Raw genomic sequence first — 19,167 nt, 5'->3', positions numbered from 1 at the left:
AAACCTTATAAAGTCGTGGAAGAGCCCGAGGCGGATGCGTAGGTCTGGTAGCTCTTCATCTGTTTCGCTATCTGAGAAATCTTGCTGGCATAGGACGGGTCGGTTGCGTATCCGGCTTTCTGCAGCTCTTTCACAAACTGTTCCGGGCTATCGGCTGATTTCAGGGTTTCTTTATAGCGACTGTTGTTCTGCAGGAAGCTCACCAGGTCGTGGAAACTGCTGGCGTACGAGTCATAGGCACGGAAATCCGCCGTTTCCTTGACCATCTGGCCGTCGCGGAACTCACTGGTAATTGCACGTGCTTCCGGTCCTTTCCAGCCGCCCTGGGCCTTGATGCCGAACAGGTTGTAGCTGCTGCCGCCATCGGACTGACGCATGATCGATTTGCCCCAGCCGGTTTCCAGCGCGGCCTGTGCCACCAGCACGCTTGGGTCGACGCCGATGCGGGCCGCGGCGTCTTTGGCCAACGGCATCATCGTGGCGACGAAGTCGTCTTTGTTGGCGAACGCACTCTTGCCCGGCGCCAGCGGCGTCTGCACGCGGCTGCGCACATAAGCGTCGGCATCCGCGGCGTATTGCGGCCCGACCGTCCAGTCGCCATTGCCCTGGGAGCCCGCGCTTTTCGCGGCGGCCACGGCATTGGATACGGCAATCCGGTTTTTCAGTGTGGTGGCGCTGGCGGCAGGGTCCTGGGCACCCGATGCATTCGGCACGATACCGGCCATGATGCGGTCGCTCAGCTTGCTTGGCAGCGACAGGCGACGGGAGTTGAGCGCCGCCACGTCGTTATGCACCGCGCCGTCGCCGGCGTCCGGAGCCGTCACCGCACGGCTGGCCCACAGCGGCCGTTGAGCGATACGCGTGGCCAGGCCGGCTTGCGCAGGCGCGTCGGCTTTGCCCTCGACCTTCGCCTCCGTTTTGCCACCGGAGACAAGCCCAGTGCTGGCCGGTGCAATTTCAGCGCCTTTGTTTTTCGACAGTTGACGCATGAGCACGTCCTGCAGACCGATGCCGCCACCCTCCCGGGACATGCTCACCGACAGTTGCTGGTCGTACATGTCCTGATACTGCCGCGTCGCCGCGGTGTTCATCGGGTTGTCCTTGGCCAGCACTTCGTTGGCCGAACGCATGGCCTTGAGCATCTGGCTGACGAACAGCGACTCGAATTCCTGCGCGACTTTCTTGAGGTTGCCCTCGCTGTCGCGATCACCGGTTTTCATGGCCGTCAGACGATTGAGGTCGGTATACGCACCTGAATCACCGGAAGAAACGCCGCCGCTTGGAATGCTCATTCAGATTGCCTCTTAAATCACAATCAGGTCGGCTTGCAACGCGCCAGCCTGTTTCAGTGCTTCGAGAATCGCCATCAAGTCGCCTGGCGCTGCGCCCACCTGGTTAACCGCGCGGACAATTTCATCCAGCGTGGTGCCCGGGCCGAACTTGAACATCGGGTGCATTTCCTGCTGGGCGTTGATCTTCGAACGCGGGACTACAGCAGTCTGGCCGTTGGAGAACGCGCCCGGCTGACTGACGATCGGGTCTTCGGTGATGGTCACGGTCAGGCTGCCGTGGGTGACGGCTGCCGGCGAGACCTTGACGTTCTGGCCGATGACGATGGTGCCCGTGCGCGAGTTGATAATGACTTTGGCGGAGGTCTGGCCCGGATCGATTTCCAGGTTTTCCAGCACCGACAGGTAATCAACACGCTGGTTGGGGTCCAGCGGCGCGGTGACCCGCACAGAGCCGCCGTCCAGCGCCTGAGCCACGCCAGGGCCAAGCATGTCGTTGATCTTGTCGACGATGCGCTTGGCGGTGGTGAAGTCGTTGCGATTGAGGTTCAGGGTCAGGGAGTTGCCCTGGTTGAAGCCACTCGGCACGGCACGTTCAACCGATGCGCCGCCGGGAATACGACCGGAAGACGGAACGTTCACGGTGATCTTCGAGCCGTCGCGGCCTTCGGCATCAAAGCCGCCGACCACCAGGTTGCCCTGGGCCACGGCATAGACGTTGCCGTCGATCCCCTTCATCGGGGTCATCAACAAAGCACCGCCGCGCAGGCTTTTCGAGTTACCGATGGACGACACGGTGATGTCGATCTGCTGACCCGGCTTGGCGAACGGCGGCAGGTCGGCGTACACGGCCACGGCCGCGACGTTTTTCAGCTGCACGGTGCCCGAGCCCGCCGGCACCTTGATGCCGAACTGCGAGAGCATGTTGTTGAAGGTCTGCAGGGTGAACGGCGTCTGGGTGGTCTGGTCACCTGTGCCGTTGAGCCCCACCACCAGACCGTAACCGATCAACTGGTTGGTCCGTACGCCGGAAATGCTGGCGATGTCCTTCAGGCGCTCGGCGTGGGCGCCCAGTGCGGTGGTGAACAGCAGCGCTGCCGCTATCAGTTGCTTGAACGTGATCATGGCTATCCCGCTATCAGAAAGGGAACAACGGGCTGAGGAAGAATCGGTCGAACCAGCCTGGCTGACTGGAATCGGCAAACGCGCCTGTACCGGAATAAGTGATGCGTGCATCGGCAATACGGGTCGACGACACGGTGTTGTCAGTGGCGATGTCGTCGGCGCGAATCAGGCCGGCGATGCGCACCAGTTCGTCACCGGTGTTCAGGGTCATCCACTTCTCGCCGCGCACCAGCAGAATGCCGTTGGGCATCACGTCAGCGACGGTCACGGTGATCGAGCCGGTCAGACTGTTGCTTTGCGCGGCCTTGCCATCGCCCTTGGTAGCGCGGTCGCCGCTGTAGCCGGCGTCCAGGCTGAGGTTGCCGCCACCGACCGGGTTGTTGGTGCTCACGCCCGCGCCAAACAGCGAGGTCAGGCCGAGGCTGGTTTTACTGGTCTTGCTGATGCCGGAACTGGCGGCCTTGCTGGCGGCCATGCGCTCGGACAGGGTGATGGTGATGATGTCACCCACGCGATACGCTTTGCGGTCGCCATACAGGTTCTGTTCGAAACCGGCCTGATAAATCGAACCGTTGCTGGCCGCTGATGGCAGCGGCGTACGCGGCAACACCGGCGCGTAATAAGGGTCATTGGGTTTGGCCGCAGGCGCAACGCAGCCGGTCAGCAGCGCGATACCGCACACAGGAGCTGCCAACAGGGAAAGCCGCAATACAGAGAGCCGTTTCATGACACTTAAAACCTCGCGGTGTAGCAGGCGCTTTTCAGGCGCCCCTTGGAATTGATCAGGTGTTTCGCAGCAGGACATCAGTCGTTTCAAGAAGGGCTTACAGGTTCTGGGTCACGTACTGCAGCATCGAGTCAGCGGTCGAGATCACTTTGGAGTTCATCTCGTAGGCACGCTGGGTGGTGATCATGTTCACCAGCTCTTCAACGGTGCTGACGTTGGAGTTTTCCAGGGTGTTCTGCTTGACCACGCCCAGACCGTTGAGGCCCGGCGTACCGACCTGGGGTGCGCCGCTGGAAGCGGTTTCCAGGTACAGGTTGCCGCCCTGGGACTGCAGGCCGGCCGGGTTGATGAAGTCGGCGGTCTGTACGTTGCCGATGATCTGCGGCGTGGCGGCGTTGGCCGATGTGGTGACCGAAACCGTACCGTCTTCGCCGACGGTGAAGGTCTGCGAGTCCTGCGGAACGACGATCGCCGGCTCCAGGGCGTAGCCATTGGAGGTCACGATCTGGCCGTTGCTGTCCAGGTGAAACGTACCGTCACGGGTGTACGCCAGGGTGCCGTCAGGCTGACGGATCTGGAAGAAACCACGACCGTTGACCGCCATGTCCAGCGGCTGATTGGTGGTCTGCAGGCTGCCGGCGGTGAAGTTTTTCTGGGTGCCGACGATGCGCACACCGGTACCCAGTTGCAGGCCCGATGGCAGCTCGCTGTCCTGAGTGGACTGGGCGCCTGGCTGACGCTTGATCTGGTAGAGCAGGTCCTGGAATTCCGCACGGTCGCTTTTGAAACCGGTGGTCGAAACGTTGGCCAGGTTGTTGGAAATGGTCGTCAGGTTGGTGTCCTGGGCGGCCAGACCGGTTTTAGCAACATAGAGTGCCGGAAGCATGTTTGAATCTCCTCGAGCGCCTGTTTATCGGCGCAAGCTGTCAGTCATTAGCCCATTTGCAAGACGCGAGCCATCGACTCGTCATCCTGCTCGGCGGTCTTCATCATCTTGATGTGCAATTCGAATTGGCGGGACAAGGCCAGTACCGAGGTCATCTCGTCGACGGCGTTGACGTTGCTGGCCTGCAGAAACCCGGATTCAACCTGAACCGTAGCGTCGGCTTGCGCCGGTCTGCCGCTTTTGGTGTGCATCAGGCCGTCGGGGCCTTTTTCCATGGTGGTCTGGTCGCCCTTGACCAGCTTGATGCGGTCGATCTGGGCCATGACCTGGGGGCTCTCGCCCAGCGAGCGAACGCTGATGGTGCCGTCAGCGCCGATCTCGATCTGCTGCTGCGGAGGCACGGCAATCGGCCCGCTGTTGCCCATGACCGGCAAACCATTGCCATCACGCAACACGCCGAGGGCGTCGATGTTCATGCTCGAGGTGCGGGTGTAGGCTTCGCCGCCGTCAGCCGTCTGCACCGCCATCCAGCCGTCGCCTTTGACGGCGACGTCCAGTTCGCGGCCGGTGTCGACCATCGCGCCCTGGCTGAAGTCAGTGCCTGGACGTTCGCTCATGGCGTACGCACGGGACGGGTTGACCTCGCCGAACACGGGCATGGAACGCGCCTGCTCCAGGTCGCGCTGAAACCCGTTGGTCGAAACGTTCGCCAGGTTGTTGGCATGGGCCTTTTGGGCGATGGCGTTTTCCGACGCTCCGCTCATGGCCACGTATAGCAACTTGTCCACAGTCTTCCTCCTCCGACAGACGCTTGCCGCCTGTAGCTGTACTGAACAGGTCATAGCAATAATCGAACCAGTTTTTCAGCGGTGATACAAAGCGTTGATTCTTCAATGATTCCGGTCGTATTTCGCGGACTTGGATCCTCCTCGCAGCGCCGCGCGACAGCAGACTGCCGGTTTCCTGCAAATTGACGGCAGCGAGCGCCAGAAAACTTTCCATGGGGTGCGAAACTTGCAGCGTTTTGTGAATTCGCTTCAGTCGCTACGGAAAACTGTCATGGGTCTGCGCATCGCCCTGCTCCTCACAACAATCGCTTGCTCGCTTGCCGCATGGGCGGCACCGGCGCCCTATTTCCTCTGGCAAGGCGCCCACCGCACGGTCTGCGCCCAGACCAGCCCCGGCGAAGGCTGGACGCGGATCAGCGCCGCGTATGTGAAGTCGGATTGTTCGATTTGAGTTGTTTCGTTTCGCCTGTGACGGATTGATCGCCTGACACGCCGCCTTCCCGGCTAAAGCCGGTCCCACAATGATCTCGGCACGACCGGATATCCCTGCTCGACGCAAGACCTGCAGGAGTGAGCTTGCTCGCGAAAGCGGTGTGCCTATGGCGAATCAATCGTCTGACACCCCGCCTTCCCGGCTAAAGCCGGTCCCACAATGGTCTCGGCACGACCGGATATCCTTGCTCGGCGCAAGACCTGTAGGAGTGAGCTTGCTCGCGAAGGCGGTTTGCCCGTGACGAATCAATCGCCTGACACCCCGCCTTCCCGGCTAAAGCCGGTCCCACATTCGCGCTCGCGTTATATCCGGCATCAGGTCGCGCGTATCAACGTCTGCATCAGTTCCGCCTCCGTGGACAGGGTTTTCGAGTTCGCCTGATAGGCCGTCTGCGCCTGGATCAGCTCCACCAGCTCATTGGTCAACGTGACATTGGAGCCCTCCAGCGAGTGCCCGATGACGCTGCCCAACGTGCCGACACCCGGGGTGTCGTAATTGGCGACGCCGGAGGCCAGGGTCTCGACCCATCGCGTGTCGCTCACCGGCTGCAGCCCTTGGTTGTTGGCGAAGCTGGCGAGCATGACTTGGCCGACGTTGCGATGCTCGCCATTGCTGAACCCGATCATCAGCATGCCGCTTTTGTCGACCGTCAACTGAGTCGCCTGCCCTGCCGTGTGCCCGTCAATGACGATGTTGCTGCTGCCCGTGGCGGCGTTGTGCTGACTGATGTTGTTGAAGTCCATGACAATCCCGTCGGCATTTCCCACCGCGCCGTTCGCCACCCAACGCCCGCCTGGCTTGTTTCCATCCAAAGGCTTGGCCGGCACCCAGCCACTGAGCGTCAGGGTGTTGTTGGCGGCGGTCAGCCACTGGCTGCCCGTCAGCGACTGCAGCGAGCCGCCGAAGTCGAACAGCATGCTCGCCGTCGACGGCGCCGTGCTGGCTGGGTCCTGCGGGTTGCGCCCGTCGATCAGCGTATGCATCTTCCAGCTGTTGCTGCCGTCTTTGACAAAGTACTGGGTCATCTCGTGGCGCATGCCCAGGCTGTCGAACACGCCGTAGGTAAACGGCTTGGTGTAGGTGGTGATGTCCGCAGGATCGAACACCGGTACAGGCCGTGGCATGAGCGGGTCGGCCGGGTCGAGCACAGGCAGGCCGCCGTCCACCAGCGGCAGTGAGATCGGTCCCGGAGACGGCGCGGGGCTGGCGGTCCAGGTGCCGTTGACATTGACGGCCGGGCGCCATGTCTGCAGGGACAACTCGGTGTCGGAAATCATCTTCACCGCCGCCGTCGCGCCGGTGACCGAGAGTCTGCCGGCCGCAGACACTTGCAAACCCATCTCCAGCGGCGCCGAACTGGTGGGGTCCAGCGGATTGACGCCGTCGATGAGAAGGTAGGACGTCCAGTTCTTGTCTTCGGTCTTGACGAAATAGTGCTTGAGCTCGTGATCCGTTGGCGGAACGCCGGCGTCCTGGATCAGGCGCCCCGTGACCCGGGTGTACGTGGTCGGGTCGCCGGGGTCGAAGCGCGGGATGGCGCCGAGTGACGCCGACGCCGCGTTCAGGTTGAGGGTCTGCTCCATCTTGCCGGTGGCCTTGGGCGACATGCCGGCGGCGTCAATCTTCAGATCCGTGCGAACGCCGCTGATCACTTTTCCATCGTCCGTCACCCCATAGCCCTGCAAGCGGCTGCCGTGGGCGTCGACGACAAAATTCTGCGCATCCTTGATAAAGGCCCCTGACCGGCCGTAGCTGATGGAACCGGCGTCGCTCATGACAAAAAAACCGCTGCCCTGAATGCGCATGTCGAGCGCCCTGCCCTCGCTGGTAATGACCCCGCCGGGTGCAAAGTTCTGCGAAACGTTAGCCAGTTGAACGCCGTCACCTGCGGCCGTACGACTGCCGCCGAGCATCGATGAGGAATAGACCGCCGAGAACTCGGCGCGCGAAGATTTGAAACCGGAGGTGTGGACGTTGGCGATGTTGTTGCCGGCCACTTCCATGCGCTTGTGCGCCGCGTGCAAACCAGAAACCGCTGTGTTGAATGACATGAACACTCCCTGAGTCGTTGTTCAACGACACGTTCGTCGATGCATCGAGATCGCGGGCAAAGGAATGCAATCGAAAGGGCCCCGTAGATGGCGCCGCTCAATGGCATTTATTTGTCAGCGAACTTGATTCTCGCAAAGACGAAAGTAGGAAGTTTCCAGTTGTAGAGTGGGACGGCTCCCGATATTTCCTGCCAAAAAAAGGCATAAAAAAAGCCCCTCAAAGAGGGGCTTCATCGAGCGTATCCAGCGACCGTTATCAGGTCATCTGAATGATGGTCTGCATGATGGTGCTTTGCGTCGAAATGGTCTTGGCGTTCGCCTGGTAGTTGCTTTGCGCCTTGATCAGGTTGACCAGCTCACCGGTCAGGTCGACGTTGGATTCTTCCAGCGCCTGCCCGGTCAAGTAACCCAGCGTACCCGACTGCGGCGCGCCCGTGACCGGAATGCCCGACGCGGACGACTCGCGCCAGTTGGTGCCGCCTGCCGGTGCCAGACCCTGCACGTTGGCGAAGTTGGTCAACGACACTTGGCCGATCACCTTCGACTGACCATTGGTGTAGGTCGCGAACATGTTGCCGGTGGCGTCGATGTTCATGGCCGTGATCTGGCCGGTGGCGTAACCGTCCTGAGTCTTGCTGATTGCACCGGACACTGCGTTGGTCTGGGTGGTGGCCAGCATGTTGAGCTTGATCCCGCCCGCATTCGCGGCCGCGCCATTGCTCGACCAGGTGGTGGTGCTGCCGACAGTGGTCTTGGCAGCCGGCACCCAGTTGTTGATAGAGAAGATCCCGTCCGTGCCCACGCTCACGTTGGGCGAGTTGGTGGTATCCGGGCCGCCGGCGCCGCTGGTGATCAAGCCACCCGACGAATCGAAGGTCACGGCTGTGGCGTCAGCTTTGGTAGACGTTGGATCGTTGATGCTGCGGCCGTCGACCAGGCTGTACATGGTCCAGGTATTGGTGCCCGTCTTCGAAAAATACTGGTCCAGGGTGTGCTGGTTGCCCTGACTGTCATACAGCGGCGTGCTGTAGGTCGTGGTGTAGCTGTTGGTGTCCGATGGCGAGAAGGTCGGAACCGTCGGCGAGGTGGACGAGGAATTCAGGTTGGAGGCGACTGTGATGACACCGGTACTTTTCGGCGCCAGGTTCGAGGAGTCGACACGCAGGTTGCTCAGCACGCCGGTGGCAACATTGCCCTGGCCGTCAACGCTGTAGCCCTGCAGGTTGTTGCCGGCTTCGTTGATGACGTAGCCTTCGGTGTCGGTGTGAAAAGCGCCCGCACGGGTGTACAGCTTCTCGCCGTTGTTACTCAGCATGAAGAAGCCATTGCCGTTGATCGCCAGGTCCAGACTGCGGCCGGTACCGGTGTTCAGGGTGCCCTGGGTGAACTGCTGCGACACGGCGGCAGTGGAGACGCCGCTGCCGGTGTTGGTGCCACCGGAGGTGCCGCGAATCGATTGGGCGTACTGGTCAGCAAACTCCGCACGGGAAGATTTGAAGCCGGTGGTCGCGACGTTGGCAATGTTGTTGCCGGTGACGTCCAGACTTTTGTTTGCTGCGTAGAGCCCACTAAGACCAACATTGAAAGACATGATTAACTCCTGCGCCGTCTAGTCGGCTCTAAATTCCGATTTGCTTGATATTTGCCAGTGCCACCTGGGTGCCGCCGGCGAGGTTCAACGTCATGTCAGAGCCCGTTGTGCCCATGGTCACGCTGTTCACTGTCGCCGGCAGGTAGGTGCTCAGCTGAGTGCCTTTACCGTCCAGCTTGCCGTTGGCGACGAAGCTGTAGTTGCCCGCCTCCACCGCCGCGCCGCTGTCGTCCTTGCCATCCCAGCTGAAGGCTGTGGTACCCGCCTTCTGTGTGCCCAGGTCGATGGTGCGCACGACGTTCGTGCCGGTGCTGTCGTAAATCTTCACCGTCGTGTCGGAGCTGGACGATGGCAGCACCACGGAACCGGTCATGGCCTTGCTGGTGTCGACGTAGGTCGAACCTGCGTCCACGGTCACCGAACGGCCAACCAGCGACGAGGCCTGCAACGCCTGGGACGACTGGTACATGGTGCTGATCGAGTCGACCGAGGTGCTCAGGTTCTGCATCGTTTCCAGGCTGCTGAACTGGGCCAACTGCGCCACGAACTCGCTGTTGTCCTGAGGATCGAGCGGGTTCTGGTTCTGCATCTGCGTGACCAGCAACTGCAGGAATGAATCCTTGCCCAGCGAGCTGGACCCGGTGAGGCTGCTCGTGCTGGATTTGGTGCTGGTGCCTGTGGTCCCGGGGGTCGTGCTTTGCAGCCCTTTGAGGAACGACGAGGTAGCGTCTGTGTTTGAGACCGTCATGGATTTCGCCCTTTATCACTGACCCAGGGTCAGGACCTTCTGCATCATGGTTTTCGCGGTGTTCATGATTTCCGCGTTGGTCTGGAACGAACGGCTGGCCGAGATCATGTCCGCCATCTCGTTGACGACGTTGACGTTCGGGTAATACACGTAGCCGTTCTTGTCGGCTGACGGGTGATTTGGCTCGTAACGTGCTTCGAGGTTGGAGGCGTCTTCGACGATGCCGGACACCTGTACGCCGGTGCCGGCCTGACCCTGGTCTTCGAACAGCGAGGCGCTGCCACCGGATTCCTGACCCTGGAAGACCGTGGCGAACACCGGATGGCGGGCGCGGTAGGTCTTGTCCATGCTGGAGGACACGGTTTCGGCGTTGGCGATGTTGCTGGCCACGGTGTTGAGTCGGGTGTTCTGGGCACTCATGCCGCTACCGGCAATATTGAAAACACTGGATAGGGACATGGATTACTCTCCGCGCAGGGCTGCAACCAGCCCTTTGAATTTGCTGTTGAGCAAGGTGAAGCTGGCCTGAAAACCGATGGCGTTTTCGGCGTAGTTGGCGTTTTCGACCTGGGAGTCGACGGTGTTCTGGTCAAGCGACGGCTGCGACGGGGTGCGGTAGAGCAGGCTGGCTTCGCCATCGCTCATGCCTTCGGCTTCGATGTGACGGTTGTTGGTCATGTCGAGGGCGAAGTGGCCGTTTTTACTTTTGTCGCTTTCGGCGGCCAGGACTTTGGAGAAGTCGAGGTCACGCGCCTTGTAGTTGGGGGTGTCGGCGTTGGTGATGTTGTTGGCCAGCACTTCAGCACGCTGGGCGCGGAAGTTGAGCGCTTTTTCGTGGATGCCGAGGGCGTTTTCAAAACTGATGCTCATGTCGGGACCTTTGAGGGCTGACCAGATGTACGTGCAGGAGATATAGCAAGGTGCGTGCCACTTGCTGAAAGTGCCGTTTTTCGCGGGCTGCAGGGATGTTGGTGCGGGGTGATGACAGAAAAGCGGCAAGGGATTTCCGCTCCTGGGGAGGAAAGCGGCAAGCACGGTGCCGTTTTTTTGCCGTATTCCGCTATCGCTCGTGAGATCAAGATCAAGATCAAGATCAAGATCACAAGCGTCTGCCTGGGGGCAGACTGTTTCGCCTTCGGCGAGTTACTTGGAAAAGCACCCCAAGTAACCAAGGGTGCTTGCTCCTGGCTGGGCCCTTCGTTCCTCAGGGTTCCCTCACTCCGACGACGCTCCGTGGGCCCGCGCCGAACGGACATCCATGTCCTGACGGCGCTCTTGCCGCATCCATGCGGCTCGGCCCACTCCGCGTCGTCTGCGTTCGGCCTGCACCCAAGTCGCGATTGTTGTCGTCTGGGCTGGCTGCGCATGAAGATCAAGATCAACAGCTTCCCGGCTGAAGCCGGTCCTACTGGACACCGCGTGCTTTTAGTGGGACCGGCTTTAGCCGGGAAGATGTCAGTGCGCAAGCCACGGAATTTATGGTGACCAAACGGGCCCCTTCCCGGCTAAAGCCGGTCCTACTGACCGTGCGCGAATACCTGTAGGACTGGCTTTAGCCGGGAAGCCTTTGATCTGTTTTTGATCTTCCTACGCAGGAAGTTCAGGCGACACAAAACGCGACTTGGGTGCAGGCTGAACGCAGGTCTCGCGCAGTGGGCCGAGCCGCATGGATGCGGCGAGAGCGCCGTCAGGGCATGGATGCCCGTTCGGCGCGGGCCCACGGAGCGAGACCGGAGTGAGGGTACTCCGACGAAGGAGGAGCCCAACCAGGAGCAAGCACCCTTGGTTACTTGGGGTGCTTTTCCAAGTAACTCGCCGAAGGCGAAATGTCTGCCGTTAGGCAGACCCCTCTAAGCGCCGCTCCGGCTAAGAGGCGGCCAACAATCTCAGCGCCAACACAAAACAAAAAACCCGCCTAAGCGGGTTCTAATAAAGCGAAAACGCAGCCAATCACTTGGCCTGATAAATAATCCCGGGACTGCACTGCACCATCTGATAATGATCGGGCAACCCGTTCAAGGCCTCCGACGCCCCAAGGAACAAATACCCCCGGCTTCAACGTCGAATGAATACGCAGCAAAATATCCTTCTTCACCTCCGCCGAAAAATAAATCAGCACGTTGCGACAAAACACCATATCGAACTTGCCCAACGCCGCATAACTGTCCAGAAGATTGAACGAACGAAACTCCACACGACTCTTGATCGGCGCTTTCACCGTCCAGCGCCCTGGCGTCTTCTGATCAAAGAAACGCTGCAGACGGTCCGGCGACAAGCCCCGGCCGATGGCCAGACTGTCGTACTCGCCCGTCTTGCAATTGTTCAACATCAAACCCGACAAATCCGTCGCCACAATCTGCGCGCCCGACTTCAACTGCCCCGGGTTACTGCGCTCGAACTCATCGATCGACATCGACAGCGAATACGGTTCCTGCCCCGACGAGCACGCCGCCGACCAGATCCGCAAACGCTGGTTGGGGCTGGCCTTGATCGCCTCCGGCAACACCTTGTTCTTCAGCACCTCGAAGGGGTACGTATCGCGAAACCACAACGTCTCGTTGGTGGTCATCGCATCCACCACCTGCTCGCGCAACCCGCTGCGCGGCTGCGTCTGGATACGCTGGATCAGCTCACCCAACGACTTGATGGACTGCTGCTCCATCAACTTGTTAAGGCGGCTGGAGACCAGATACTGTTTATTTTCACCCAGCAAAATGCCACAGGCTTTTTCCAGGAATACCCGGAACTGATCAAAATCCAAATTACCTGTCGACATGCCGCCTCTCAAATCATGTGAACAGCAAGGAGGAACACCCCTCCTCAGCTGATATCTGCCGCCTTGATACGATCTACCACCCTCGCCGCCAGATCGTCCGGCCGGAACTTGGCCAGGAAGTCATCAGCGCCGACCTTCTTGACCATGGCCTGGTTGAACACGCCCGATAGCGACGTGTGCAACACGATGTGCAACTTCTGCATGCGCGGGTCGCTGCGAATCTCCGCAGTGAGGGTATAGCCATCCATCTCCGGCATTTCAATGTCGGAGATCATCATCAAGAATTCTTCTTCCGGTTTCTTGCCTTCGTCTACCAGTTTGCGCAGGAACTCGAGCGCCTGACGACCGTCATTCAACGCCGTGACTTCCACGCCGACAGTCTGCAGGCAGCGCGTCACCTGTTTGCGCGCCACAGAGGAATCATCAACCGTCAACACGCGCAACGAGAGCGCCTTGTGCTGCACCTCCGCCGTGACCACGCCGACCGAGATGTTTTCGGAGACTGGCGCTACCTCGGCAAGGATCTTCTCGACGTCGATGATTTCCACCAACTGATTGTCCAGACGCGTCACCGCCGTGAGGTAGTGGTCGCGACCGGTTCCCTTGGGAGGCGGGTGAATGTCTTCCCAGTTCATATTGACGATGCGTTCCACCGCATGCACCAGAAAACCCTGAATCTTGGTGTTGTACTCCGTGATGATCACGAAGGAATTGGCGATGTCGCTCAACGGCTTGCCGCCGGTCGCCAATGCCAGATCAAGGATCGGGATGGTCCCGCCACGAATATTTGCCACGCCGCGCACAATCGGACTGGATTTGGGCATGTGGGTAAGTTTCGGGCATTGAAGCACCTCTTTTACCTTGAACACGTTGATCCCATACAACTGCTTGCCGTCCAACCGGAACAGCAACAGTTCAAGGCGGTTCTGCCCTACCAGTTGAGTGCGCTGGTTTACTGAATCCATCACACCAGCCATGCACCACTCCTCCCAAAACGACCAATTGCGCTACCGAATCGGTAAGCGGCACGGGCCTTGCTATTTACTCATCATGAACACACAAACGACAGTATCCCGACGCCCGGCACCCGCAACTCGCAGCTTTCTCTGCGTGCTGGTTGCGCTGTGTCTGTTGTGTGCCGCCAGCCTGAGCCGCGCGGACAACATGACCTTGCCTGAAACACTTATCGGCGTGACCCAGGGCTTTCTTGAATTCACAGTTGAAGACTACATGGCGACCAACCAAACCGCCGGCCGCTATGAAATCGAAGTCAAGCAGCTGGATCCGCGTCTGCGCATGCCAGTGTGCGACAAGGATTTGACAGCCTCACTGGAAAGCCCCGCCCAGCCCATCGGCCGCGTGACGGTGAAAGTGCGCTGCGAAGGCACGTCCCCGTGGACGGTGTTCGTGCCAGCCCAAGTACATCTTTACCGCAATGTGGTCACCGGCGTGCGACCAATGAAACGCGACGCGATCGTGACTGAAAACGATGTGGCGCTGCGAGAACGTGACGTAAGCCTGCTGGGGCAAGGCTTCCTGGATTCGCTTGATCAGGCGGTCGGGCAGAAAGTTGTCCGACCAACGGTCATCGACCAGATCCTGACCCCGGTCCACCTCGACCAGCCGCAAATGGTTCACAAGGGCGACCAGGTGGTGATCAGTGCGCGCAGTGGTTCGATGAGCGTGCGCATGCCGGGCGAAGCCCTGTCCGATGGCGGTTTCAACGAGCAAATACGGGTAAAGAACCTGAATTCCCAGCGGGTGATCAAGGCCAATATCGTTGCACCCGGACAAGTTGAGGTCGCTATGTAACTGACATGTGAAGGTAAGACCTCTGGCGCTGCGCTTGCGCTTTTCCTACACTCGGAACCCCAGTGCTCCGTGCGAAGTCCATTCGAGACTGTTTTCGCACGAGCCCTAAAGTTATTCCGGGTCGGGCCGAAACCAAGGCAAGCGTCCTAGAACCCAGAGGTTTTTCAATCATGGTCATCGACTTCAATCGTTTGAATAGCTCCACTCCCGTCAGCGGTACAACACGTACCGCCAGCACCAAGGAAGCCGGCAAAACCGAAGCTACGGCGGCGGTCAGCGGCACTTCCAGCGTGCCGGGCAGTGGTGAGGCAGTACATTTGAGCAGCGAAGCTCAACAGTTGCAGAAGATCAGTGATTCGTTGCGTGATCAGCCAGTCGTCAACAGCGCCCGTGTGGCCGAGTTGAAGCAGGCAATCGCCGACGGCAGCTATAAGGTCGACAGCAATCGTGTTGCAAGCAAACTGCTTAACTTCGAAGCCCAGCGCTAGCCCCCGGTCTGCGCAGGGGCTTCTGGACGCTTAAACACCAGGGCATGCGATGCAAGACACTACATTGCTTCAACTGATCACGGACGACATTGCGCCAACCCGGCATTTGCTGGACATCCTGAAGGCCGAATCAGTGGCCCTTCATGGGCGCAATATGGTCGAGATGGAACACATCCTGGCGCAGAAACAGGCGCTGGTGATCGTGCTCGAGCAGCATGGACGCCGACGTACCCAGCTGATGACCAGCCTGGGTCTGCCCGCCAATCGTGCGGGACTTGAAGAAGTGGCGAAACATTCGTCAGTGGGTGAAGCCTTGTTGACCGCAGGCGATGAACTCAGCGCACTGATGAGTGAATGCCAGGCGGCCAATGAGCAAAACGGCAGCCTTATCCAGCTCCAGCAACTCACCACGGCACAGCAGTTGAGGATTCTCAACGGCGGCGACACGCCCACGCTTTATGACAGCCGCGGCTCGACGTCGGGCAAGGCCAGGCCGCGTCCGCTTAGCCAGGCGTAAGTTCTTGTATCAAGGTGCGCACCGTGGTGGCAATATGCCGCCCGCTGCCGTTATTTGCCTGGAGATGGATAGACCGTGAATGCCTCAAGCGCGGAAGATGTTCCGCAGCCCCCGAAGGTACTGACCACCCCGCTGGAAATCGCTGCCAATCTGCGGCTGCTGATGGAAAGTCATGACCCGTTGATCATCACGTTCCACGAACGCACCCAGCGTTTTCAGAGCTACGTGATCGATGTCAACCGCGACACCAATCAAGTCATTTTCGACGAGATGATCCCCCGTGACGGCGAGCGTTTCCTGGCCAGCGGTGAGCCGTTCCGGGTCGAGGGCTTTCACGATGGTGTGCGCATCGCTTGGGAAAGCAAAGCCCGGCTGACGGTGATCGAAGAGCCGCGCAGTTATCGCGGCCCGCTGCCTGAAGAAGTCGTCTATCACCAGCGCCGCAATGCCTTTCGCGCGGCCCTTAAGCTGGCTTCCCTGATTGATGTCGAGATCGGTGGCGAACGGCTTAAATCTCCGTTGCGCGGCAAGCTGCTGGACATCTCCGCCACCGGGTGCAAGCTGCGCTTCGAGGGCGATGTGTCCGAGCGCATGCAGCTGGGTCAGGTCTATGAGCGCTTTATCGCCTCCCTGCCCTTCGGCAACATGACCACACCCGTTGAACTGCGCTACCTGCACTTCGAAGAAAGGATCAACACCACGTTTGCCGGCGTACGCTTCCACAACATGAGTGGCCTGGTGCAGCGTCAGGTCGAGCGCCTGGTCTATCAACTGCAGCGCGAAGCGCGACGCTTCGACAAAGACGACGATTTCTGATCGTTGGCGGTAACCCGGCCGGTGCGCTCCATGGCGTGCTGGCGGGTTGCCGCAATTACCCTGCCTCCCCTCGCACAGCCGCCATCGTCCCACTGTAGCTCTGAGTGCACGAGACTCAGGTGAAACACCGGAATTGCAGGAGTGAGCTTGCTCGCGAATGCGTCGTGTCAGGCGAAATCCATGTCACTGATACTCCGTCTTCGCGAGCAAGGTGGAGCGCCACCCTGGTCGCTCCTAGACGTTTGTGATGCTGCGGGGGTATACCCAATCAGCCCAGCCTCGATCACAACGGCCGATCCACCCCGACATCCCGCCGCACTTCAGTCGTCTCCTCCAGCCCAGCCGCGCCAGAATCAGCAGCCACTTCCTCGTCCATAATCGCCACTGGCCGCACAACGCCTTCACCCGACGCCACAACCCGCTCCACCATCTCAGGCTGTACTTCGGCATCTGCTGCCACATCCGGCACAATCTCCGACGAAACCTCAGGCTCAGGCTCAACGTCCTGCATCTGATCCTGCACCACCTGTTCATCCACCCGCGGGTCAAGGGCGACCACGAGCGGCGAGCTGGACATGCTGTCAGGCATGGCGACGTGATGCAGCGGGGCGTCTTCGACCTGGTGCAGGTTGGTGACGGCTTTCGGACGGATACGCAGCACCAGCACCAGCGCCACCAAGCAGACGAAGGCGTAGAGCATGTTGCTGCCGAACATCTTCATCAGCACGCCGGACACCAGCGGGCCGATACTGGCGCCGACGCCGTAGGTCATCAGCAACATGGCGGTCAGGGACACGCGGCGTTCGCCTTCAACGTGGTCGTTGGAGAACGCCACCGCCAGCGGATACAGCGAAAACTGCAGCAGGGACGCCAGGAAGCCCACCGCCAGCAGCAGCTCCATCGGCACATCCGGGAGGATCGCCAGGGGCAGCGAGGCCAGCACCAGCAAGCCGGCCACGCCGCGGATCAGCCAGGCACGGTCGTAGCGGTCCGACAGCTTGCCCAGCGGGCCTTGGACGATAAGGCCCGCGCCGATGCAACTGGCCATGAACAGGCCGACATGCTCGGTCGACAGCCCCTGTTGCGCGGCATACAGCGGGGCCAGGCCGTAGAACGAGCCGATGATCATGCCGGCGCTTAACACCGTGGTCAGGGATTGTGGCACCCGGCGCATGAAGAACAGCGGCTCCAGCGGTGCCGGGTGCATCGGCGCCGGGTGAATGCTGCGGGTCATGGCCACCGGCACGAGGCAGAGGGCGAAGCACATCGCCACGAGCATCAGCAGTTCAGGGCCCAGTTGCGGGTGGATGACCAGAATCAGCTGGCCGAGCACCAGCCCCAGGTACGACGCGATCATGTAGAGGCTGAACACCGTGCCGCGCTGCTTGGGCGAGGCCTGCTCGTTGAGCCAGCTTTCGATGACCATGTACTGGCACATCATGCCCAGGCCGACAATCATCCGCAGGAAGATCCACGCCGGCAGGTAATCGAACAGCCCGTGGCCGAGCACCGCCGCGCCGACAATACCGGCGCAGGTGGCGTACGCACGGATGTGCCCTATTCGGCCGATCAGCCGATGGCCGATCTTGCCGCCCAGGGCCAGACCGACATAGTTCGCCGCCATCAACGCACCGACCCACAGGCCATCGACCTGATCGGCGGCCAGACGCAAGGCCAGGTAGGTGCTGAGCAGGCCCGAGCCGATCAACATCATCAGCGAGGCAAAATACAGCGCTCGAAAGGACTTCCAGATTTGGCGCATAGCTTTCCAAAAGACGGAAACCCTCGATTTCAGAGGATTTCCGAACAGCGATTCTTAAGCCTGAGCGGCCAGAACGCGGCGCTCCCAGGGGGTAATTTCGTTGAAGAAGCTGGTCAGTTCCAGGGTCTTCGACGCGACGTAGCCTTCGATGAATTCGGCACCAAACAGTTCCTTGGCCAGCGAGCTGCGAGTCAGACGTTCCAGAGCGGCGTGCAAGGTACATGGCAACGACAGATTATCGGGCACAACGAACTCACCTTGAATCGGTGGCGACGGTTCCAGCCTGTGCTCGATGCCGTGCAGCCCCGCAGCCAGGCTGGCGGCGATGGCCAGATACGGGTTGGCGTCGGCGCCGGGCAGACGGTTCTCGACCCGACGGGCGACCGGTGCGCTGGCCGGAATGCGCAGACCCGCCGCGCGGTTGTCGTGGGACCAGCAGGCGTTATTCGGTGAAGCGAAGGGATGGCACAGGCGCTGATAGGAATTGACGTTGGGCGCGAACAACGCGGTGAAGTCAGCCATCGCCGCCTGCTGCCCGCCGATGAAGTGATGAAAGCGATCAGTGGCCTCGCCCTGATCGTCGCTGAAGATGTTCTGGCCAGTGCTGGTCTCGACCACGCTCTGGTGAATGTGCATGGAACTGCCGGGGGTGTGCGCCAGCGGTTTGGCCATGCACACCACCATCAGGCCATGCTTGAGCGCGACTTCCTTGAGCATGTGTTTGAACAGAAATGTCTGGTCGGCCAGCAGCAGCGGATCGCCGTGCAGCAGGTTGATCTCGAACTGGCTGACGCCCATCTCGTGCATGACGGTGTCGCGGGGCAGGCCCAGCGCGGCCATGCAGGCATAGATTTCCTTGAAGAACGGTCGCAGGCCGTTGTTGGAGCTGATGCTGAACGCCGACTGGCCGTCCTCGCGCCGACCGTCCAGACCGACCGGCGGCTGGAACGGCTGGCTCGGATCGGGGTTGGCCGCGAAGACAAAGAATTCCAGTTCGGTGGCCACCACCGGTGACCAGCCATGGCGGGCATAACGGGCGATGACCGATTTGAGCTGACCGCGGGTGGACAGCGGCGACGGTTGGCCGTCGAGCTCGTCGGCGTCGCAGATCGCGAGGGCGCGGGGCTCGTCGCTCCACGGCAGACGATGGGTCTGCTGCGGGTCGGCGATCAGGGCCAGGTCGCCATCGTCACTGCCATAGAATTTGGACGGCGGGTAGCCGCCCATGATGCATTGCAGCAGCACACCCCGCGCCAGCTGCAACCGACGGCCTTCGAGAAAACCTTCGCCGGTCATCA

At 60.5% G+C, this 19,167-nt stretch carries 18 protein-coding genes and 1 pseudogene; 5 read left to right on the top strand and 14 right to left on the bottom strand.

The window, feature by feature from the left end; all coding sequences use genetic code 11:
* Window positions 1-5: 5 nt before the first annotated feature.
* The 5 genes from flgJ to JN403_RS12975 all read right to left on the bottom strand — a co-directional run bounded on the left by flgJ (window position 6) and on the right by JN403_RS12975 (window position 4,815).
* Entirely contained in the window at window positions 6-1,292 is a 1,287-nt protein-coding gene (flgJ, locus tag JN403_RS12995) for a flagellar assembly peptidoglycan hydrolase FlgJ (protein WP_122534855.1), read from the bottom strand.
* Between the two features lie 12 nt (window positions 1,293-1,304).
* Complete coding sequence (locus JN403_RS12990; RefSeq protein WP_074893047.1) at window positions 1,305-2,414, bottom strand: flagellar basal body P-ring protein FlgI; 1,110 nt, start codon at window positions 2,412-2,414, stop codon at window positions 1,305-1,307.
* A gap of 13 nt (window positions 2,415-2,427) precedes the next feature.
* Window positions 2,428-3,141: a flagellar basal body L-ring protein FlgH gene (gene flgH / locus JN403_RS12985; RefSeq protein WP_122534854.1), complete on the bottom strand. Its 714-nt coding sequence runs from the start codon at window positions 3,139-3,141 to the stop codon at window positions 2,428-2,430.
* A 97-nt stretch (window positions 3,142-3,238) separates the two neighbouring features.
* A complete protein-coding gene (gene flgG, locus JN403_RS12980) occupies window positions 3,239-4,027 on the bottom strand; it encodes a flagellar basal-body rod protein FlgG (RefSeq protein ID WP_122534853.1) in 789 nt (262 codons plus the stop codon).
* Between the two features lie 47 nt (window positions 4,028-4,074).
* Window positions 4,075-4,815, bottom strand: coding sequence for a flagellar basal body rod protein FlgF (locus JN403_RS12975; protein WP_122534852.1), 741 nt, complete (start codon window positions 4,813-4,815; stop codon window positions 4,075-4,077).
* Between the two features lie 271 nt (window positions 4,816-5,086).
* Between JN403_RS12975 and JN403_RS12970 the strand changes: the two genes are divergently transcribed.
* Window positions 5,087-5,266, top strand: a complete 180-nt coding sequence (locus tag JN403_RS12970) for a hypothetical protein (protein ID WP_205482705.1) — start codon at window positions 5,087-5,089, stop codon at window positions 5,264-5,266.
* A gap of 356 nt (window positions 5,267-5,622) precedes the next feature.
* Here JN403_RS12970 and JN403_RS12965 read toward each other — a convergent pair whose 3' ends face one another.
* The 7 genes and pseudogenes from JN403_RS12965 to JN403_RS12935 form a co-directional block, all read right to left on the bottom strand.
* Entirely contained in the window at window positions 5,623-7,359 is a 1,737-nt protein-coding gene (locus JN403_RS12965) for a flagellar hook protein FlgE (protein ID WP_205482704.1), read from the bottom strand.
* A 256-nt stretch (window positions 7,360-7,615) separates the two neighbouring features.
* Window positions 7,616-8,950, bottom strand: a complete 1,335-nt coding sequence (gene flgE / locus JN403_RS12960) for a flagellar hook protein FlgE (protein WP_122534849.1) — start codon at window positions 8,948-8,950, stop codon at window positions 7,616-7,618.
* 28 nt (window positions 8,951-8,978) lie between these two features.
* On the bottom strand, window positions 8,979-9,698 hold the full coding sequence (locus JN403_RS12955; protein ID WP_122534848.1) for a flagellar hook assembly protein FlgD: 720 nt from the start codon (window positions 9,696-9,698) through the stop codon (window positions 8,979-8,981).
* 15 nt (window positions 9,699-9,713) lie between these two features.
* Window positions 9,714-10,157, bottom strand: coding sequence for a flagellar basal body rod protein FlgC (gene flgC / locus JN403_RS12950; RefSeq protein ID WP_133775926.1), 444 nt, complete (start codon window positions 10,155-10,157; stop codon window positions 9,714-9,716).
* A gap of 3 nt (window positions 10,158-10,160) precedes the next feature.
* Window positions 10,161-10,568 (bottom strand): flagellar basal body rod protein FlgB, encoded by a 408-nt coding sequence (flgB, locus tag JN403_RS12945; protein WP_074893064.1) that lies wholly within the window; start codon window positions 10,566-10,568, stop codon window positions 10,161-10,163.
* Between the two features lie 1,080 nt (window positions 10,569-11,648).
* A pseudogene (cheR, locus tag JN403_RS12940) lies at window positions 11,649-12,474 on the bottom strand (protein-glutamate O-methyltransferase CheR).
* Window positions 12,475-12,518: 44 nt separating this feature from the next.
* Window positions 12,519-13,451: a chemotaxis protein CheV gene (locus JN403_RS12935; RefSeq protein ID WP_122534843.1), complete on the bottom strand. Its 933-nt coding sequence runs from the start codon at window positions 13,449-13,451 to the stop codon at window positions 12,519-12,521.
* Between the two features lie 73 nt (window positions 13,452-13,524).
* On the opposite strand from JN403_RS12935, the gene flgA reads away from it, so the two are divergent.
* The 4 genes from flgA to JN403_RS12915 all read left to right on the top strand — a co-directional run bounded on the left by flgA (window position 13,525) and on the right by JN403_RS12915 (window position 16,107).
* Window positions 13,525-14,286 (top strand): flagellar basal body P-ring formation chaperone FlgA, encoded by a 762-nt coding sequence (gene flgA / locus JN403_RS12930; RefSeq protein ID WP_205482703.1) that lies wholly within the window; start codon window positions 13,525-13,527, stop codon window positions 14,284-14,286.
* Window positions 14,287-14,456: 170 nt separating this feature from the next.
* Window positions 14,457-14,774, top strand: coding sequence for a flagellar biosynthesis anti-sigma factor FlgM (flgM, locus tag JN403_RS12925; protein WP_122534841.1), 318 nt, complete (start codon window positions 14,457-14,459; stop codon window positions 14,772-14,774).
* Window positions 14,775-14,823: 49 nt separating this feature from the next.
* Window positions 14,824-15,291 carry a flagellar protein FlgN gene (locus JN403_RS12920; protein WP_074893095.1) on the top strand — a complete coding sequence of 156 codons (468 nt, stop codon included), beginning with the start codon at window positions 14,824-14,826 and terminating at the stop codon, window positions 15,289-15,291.
* A 75-nt stretch (window positions 15,292-15,366) separates the two neighbouring features.
* Window positions 15,367-16,107 carry a flagellar brake protein gene (locus JN403_RS12915; protein WP_122534840.1) on the top strand — a complete coding sequence of 247 codons (741 nt, stop codon included), beginning with the start codon at window positions 15,367-15,369 and terminating at the stop codon, window positions 16,105-16,107.
* 283 nt (window positions 16,108-16,390) lie between these two features.
* Here JN403_RS12915 and JN403_RS12910 read toward each other — a convergent pair whose 3' ends face one another.
* Entirely contained in the window at window positions 16,391-17,869 is a 1,479-nt protein-coding gene (locus tag JN403_RS12910; RefSeq protein WP_205482702.1) for an MFS transporter, read from the bottom strand.
* 54 nt (window positions 17,870-17,923) lie between these two features.
* The gene (locus tag JN403_RS12905; protein ID WP_205487305.1) at window positions 17,924-19,165 is read right to left on the bottom strand and encodes a glutamine synthetase family protein; all 1,242 of its coding nucleotides are present in this window, start codon (window positions 19,163-19,165) and stop codon (window positions 17,924-17,926) included.
* Between the last annotated feature and the right edge of the window lie 2 nt (window positions 19,166-19,167).

Source organism: Pseudomonas sp. 15A4 (assembly GCF_016925575.1).
Lineage (GTDB): Bacteria > Pseudomonadota > Gammaproteobacteria > Pseudomonadales > Pseudomonadaceae > Aquipseudomonas.
This window is presented reverse-complemented; position numbering and strand designations above follow the sequence as displayed.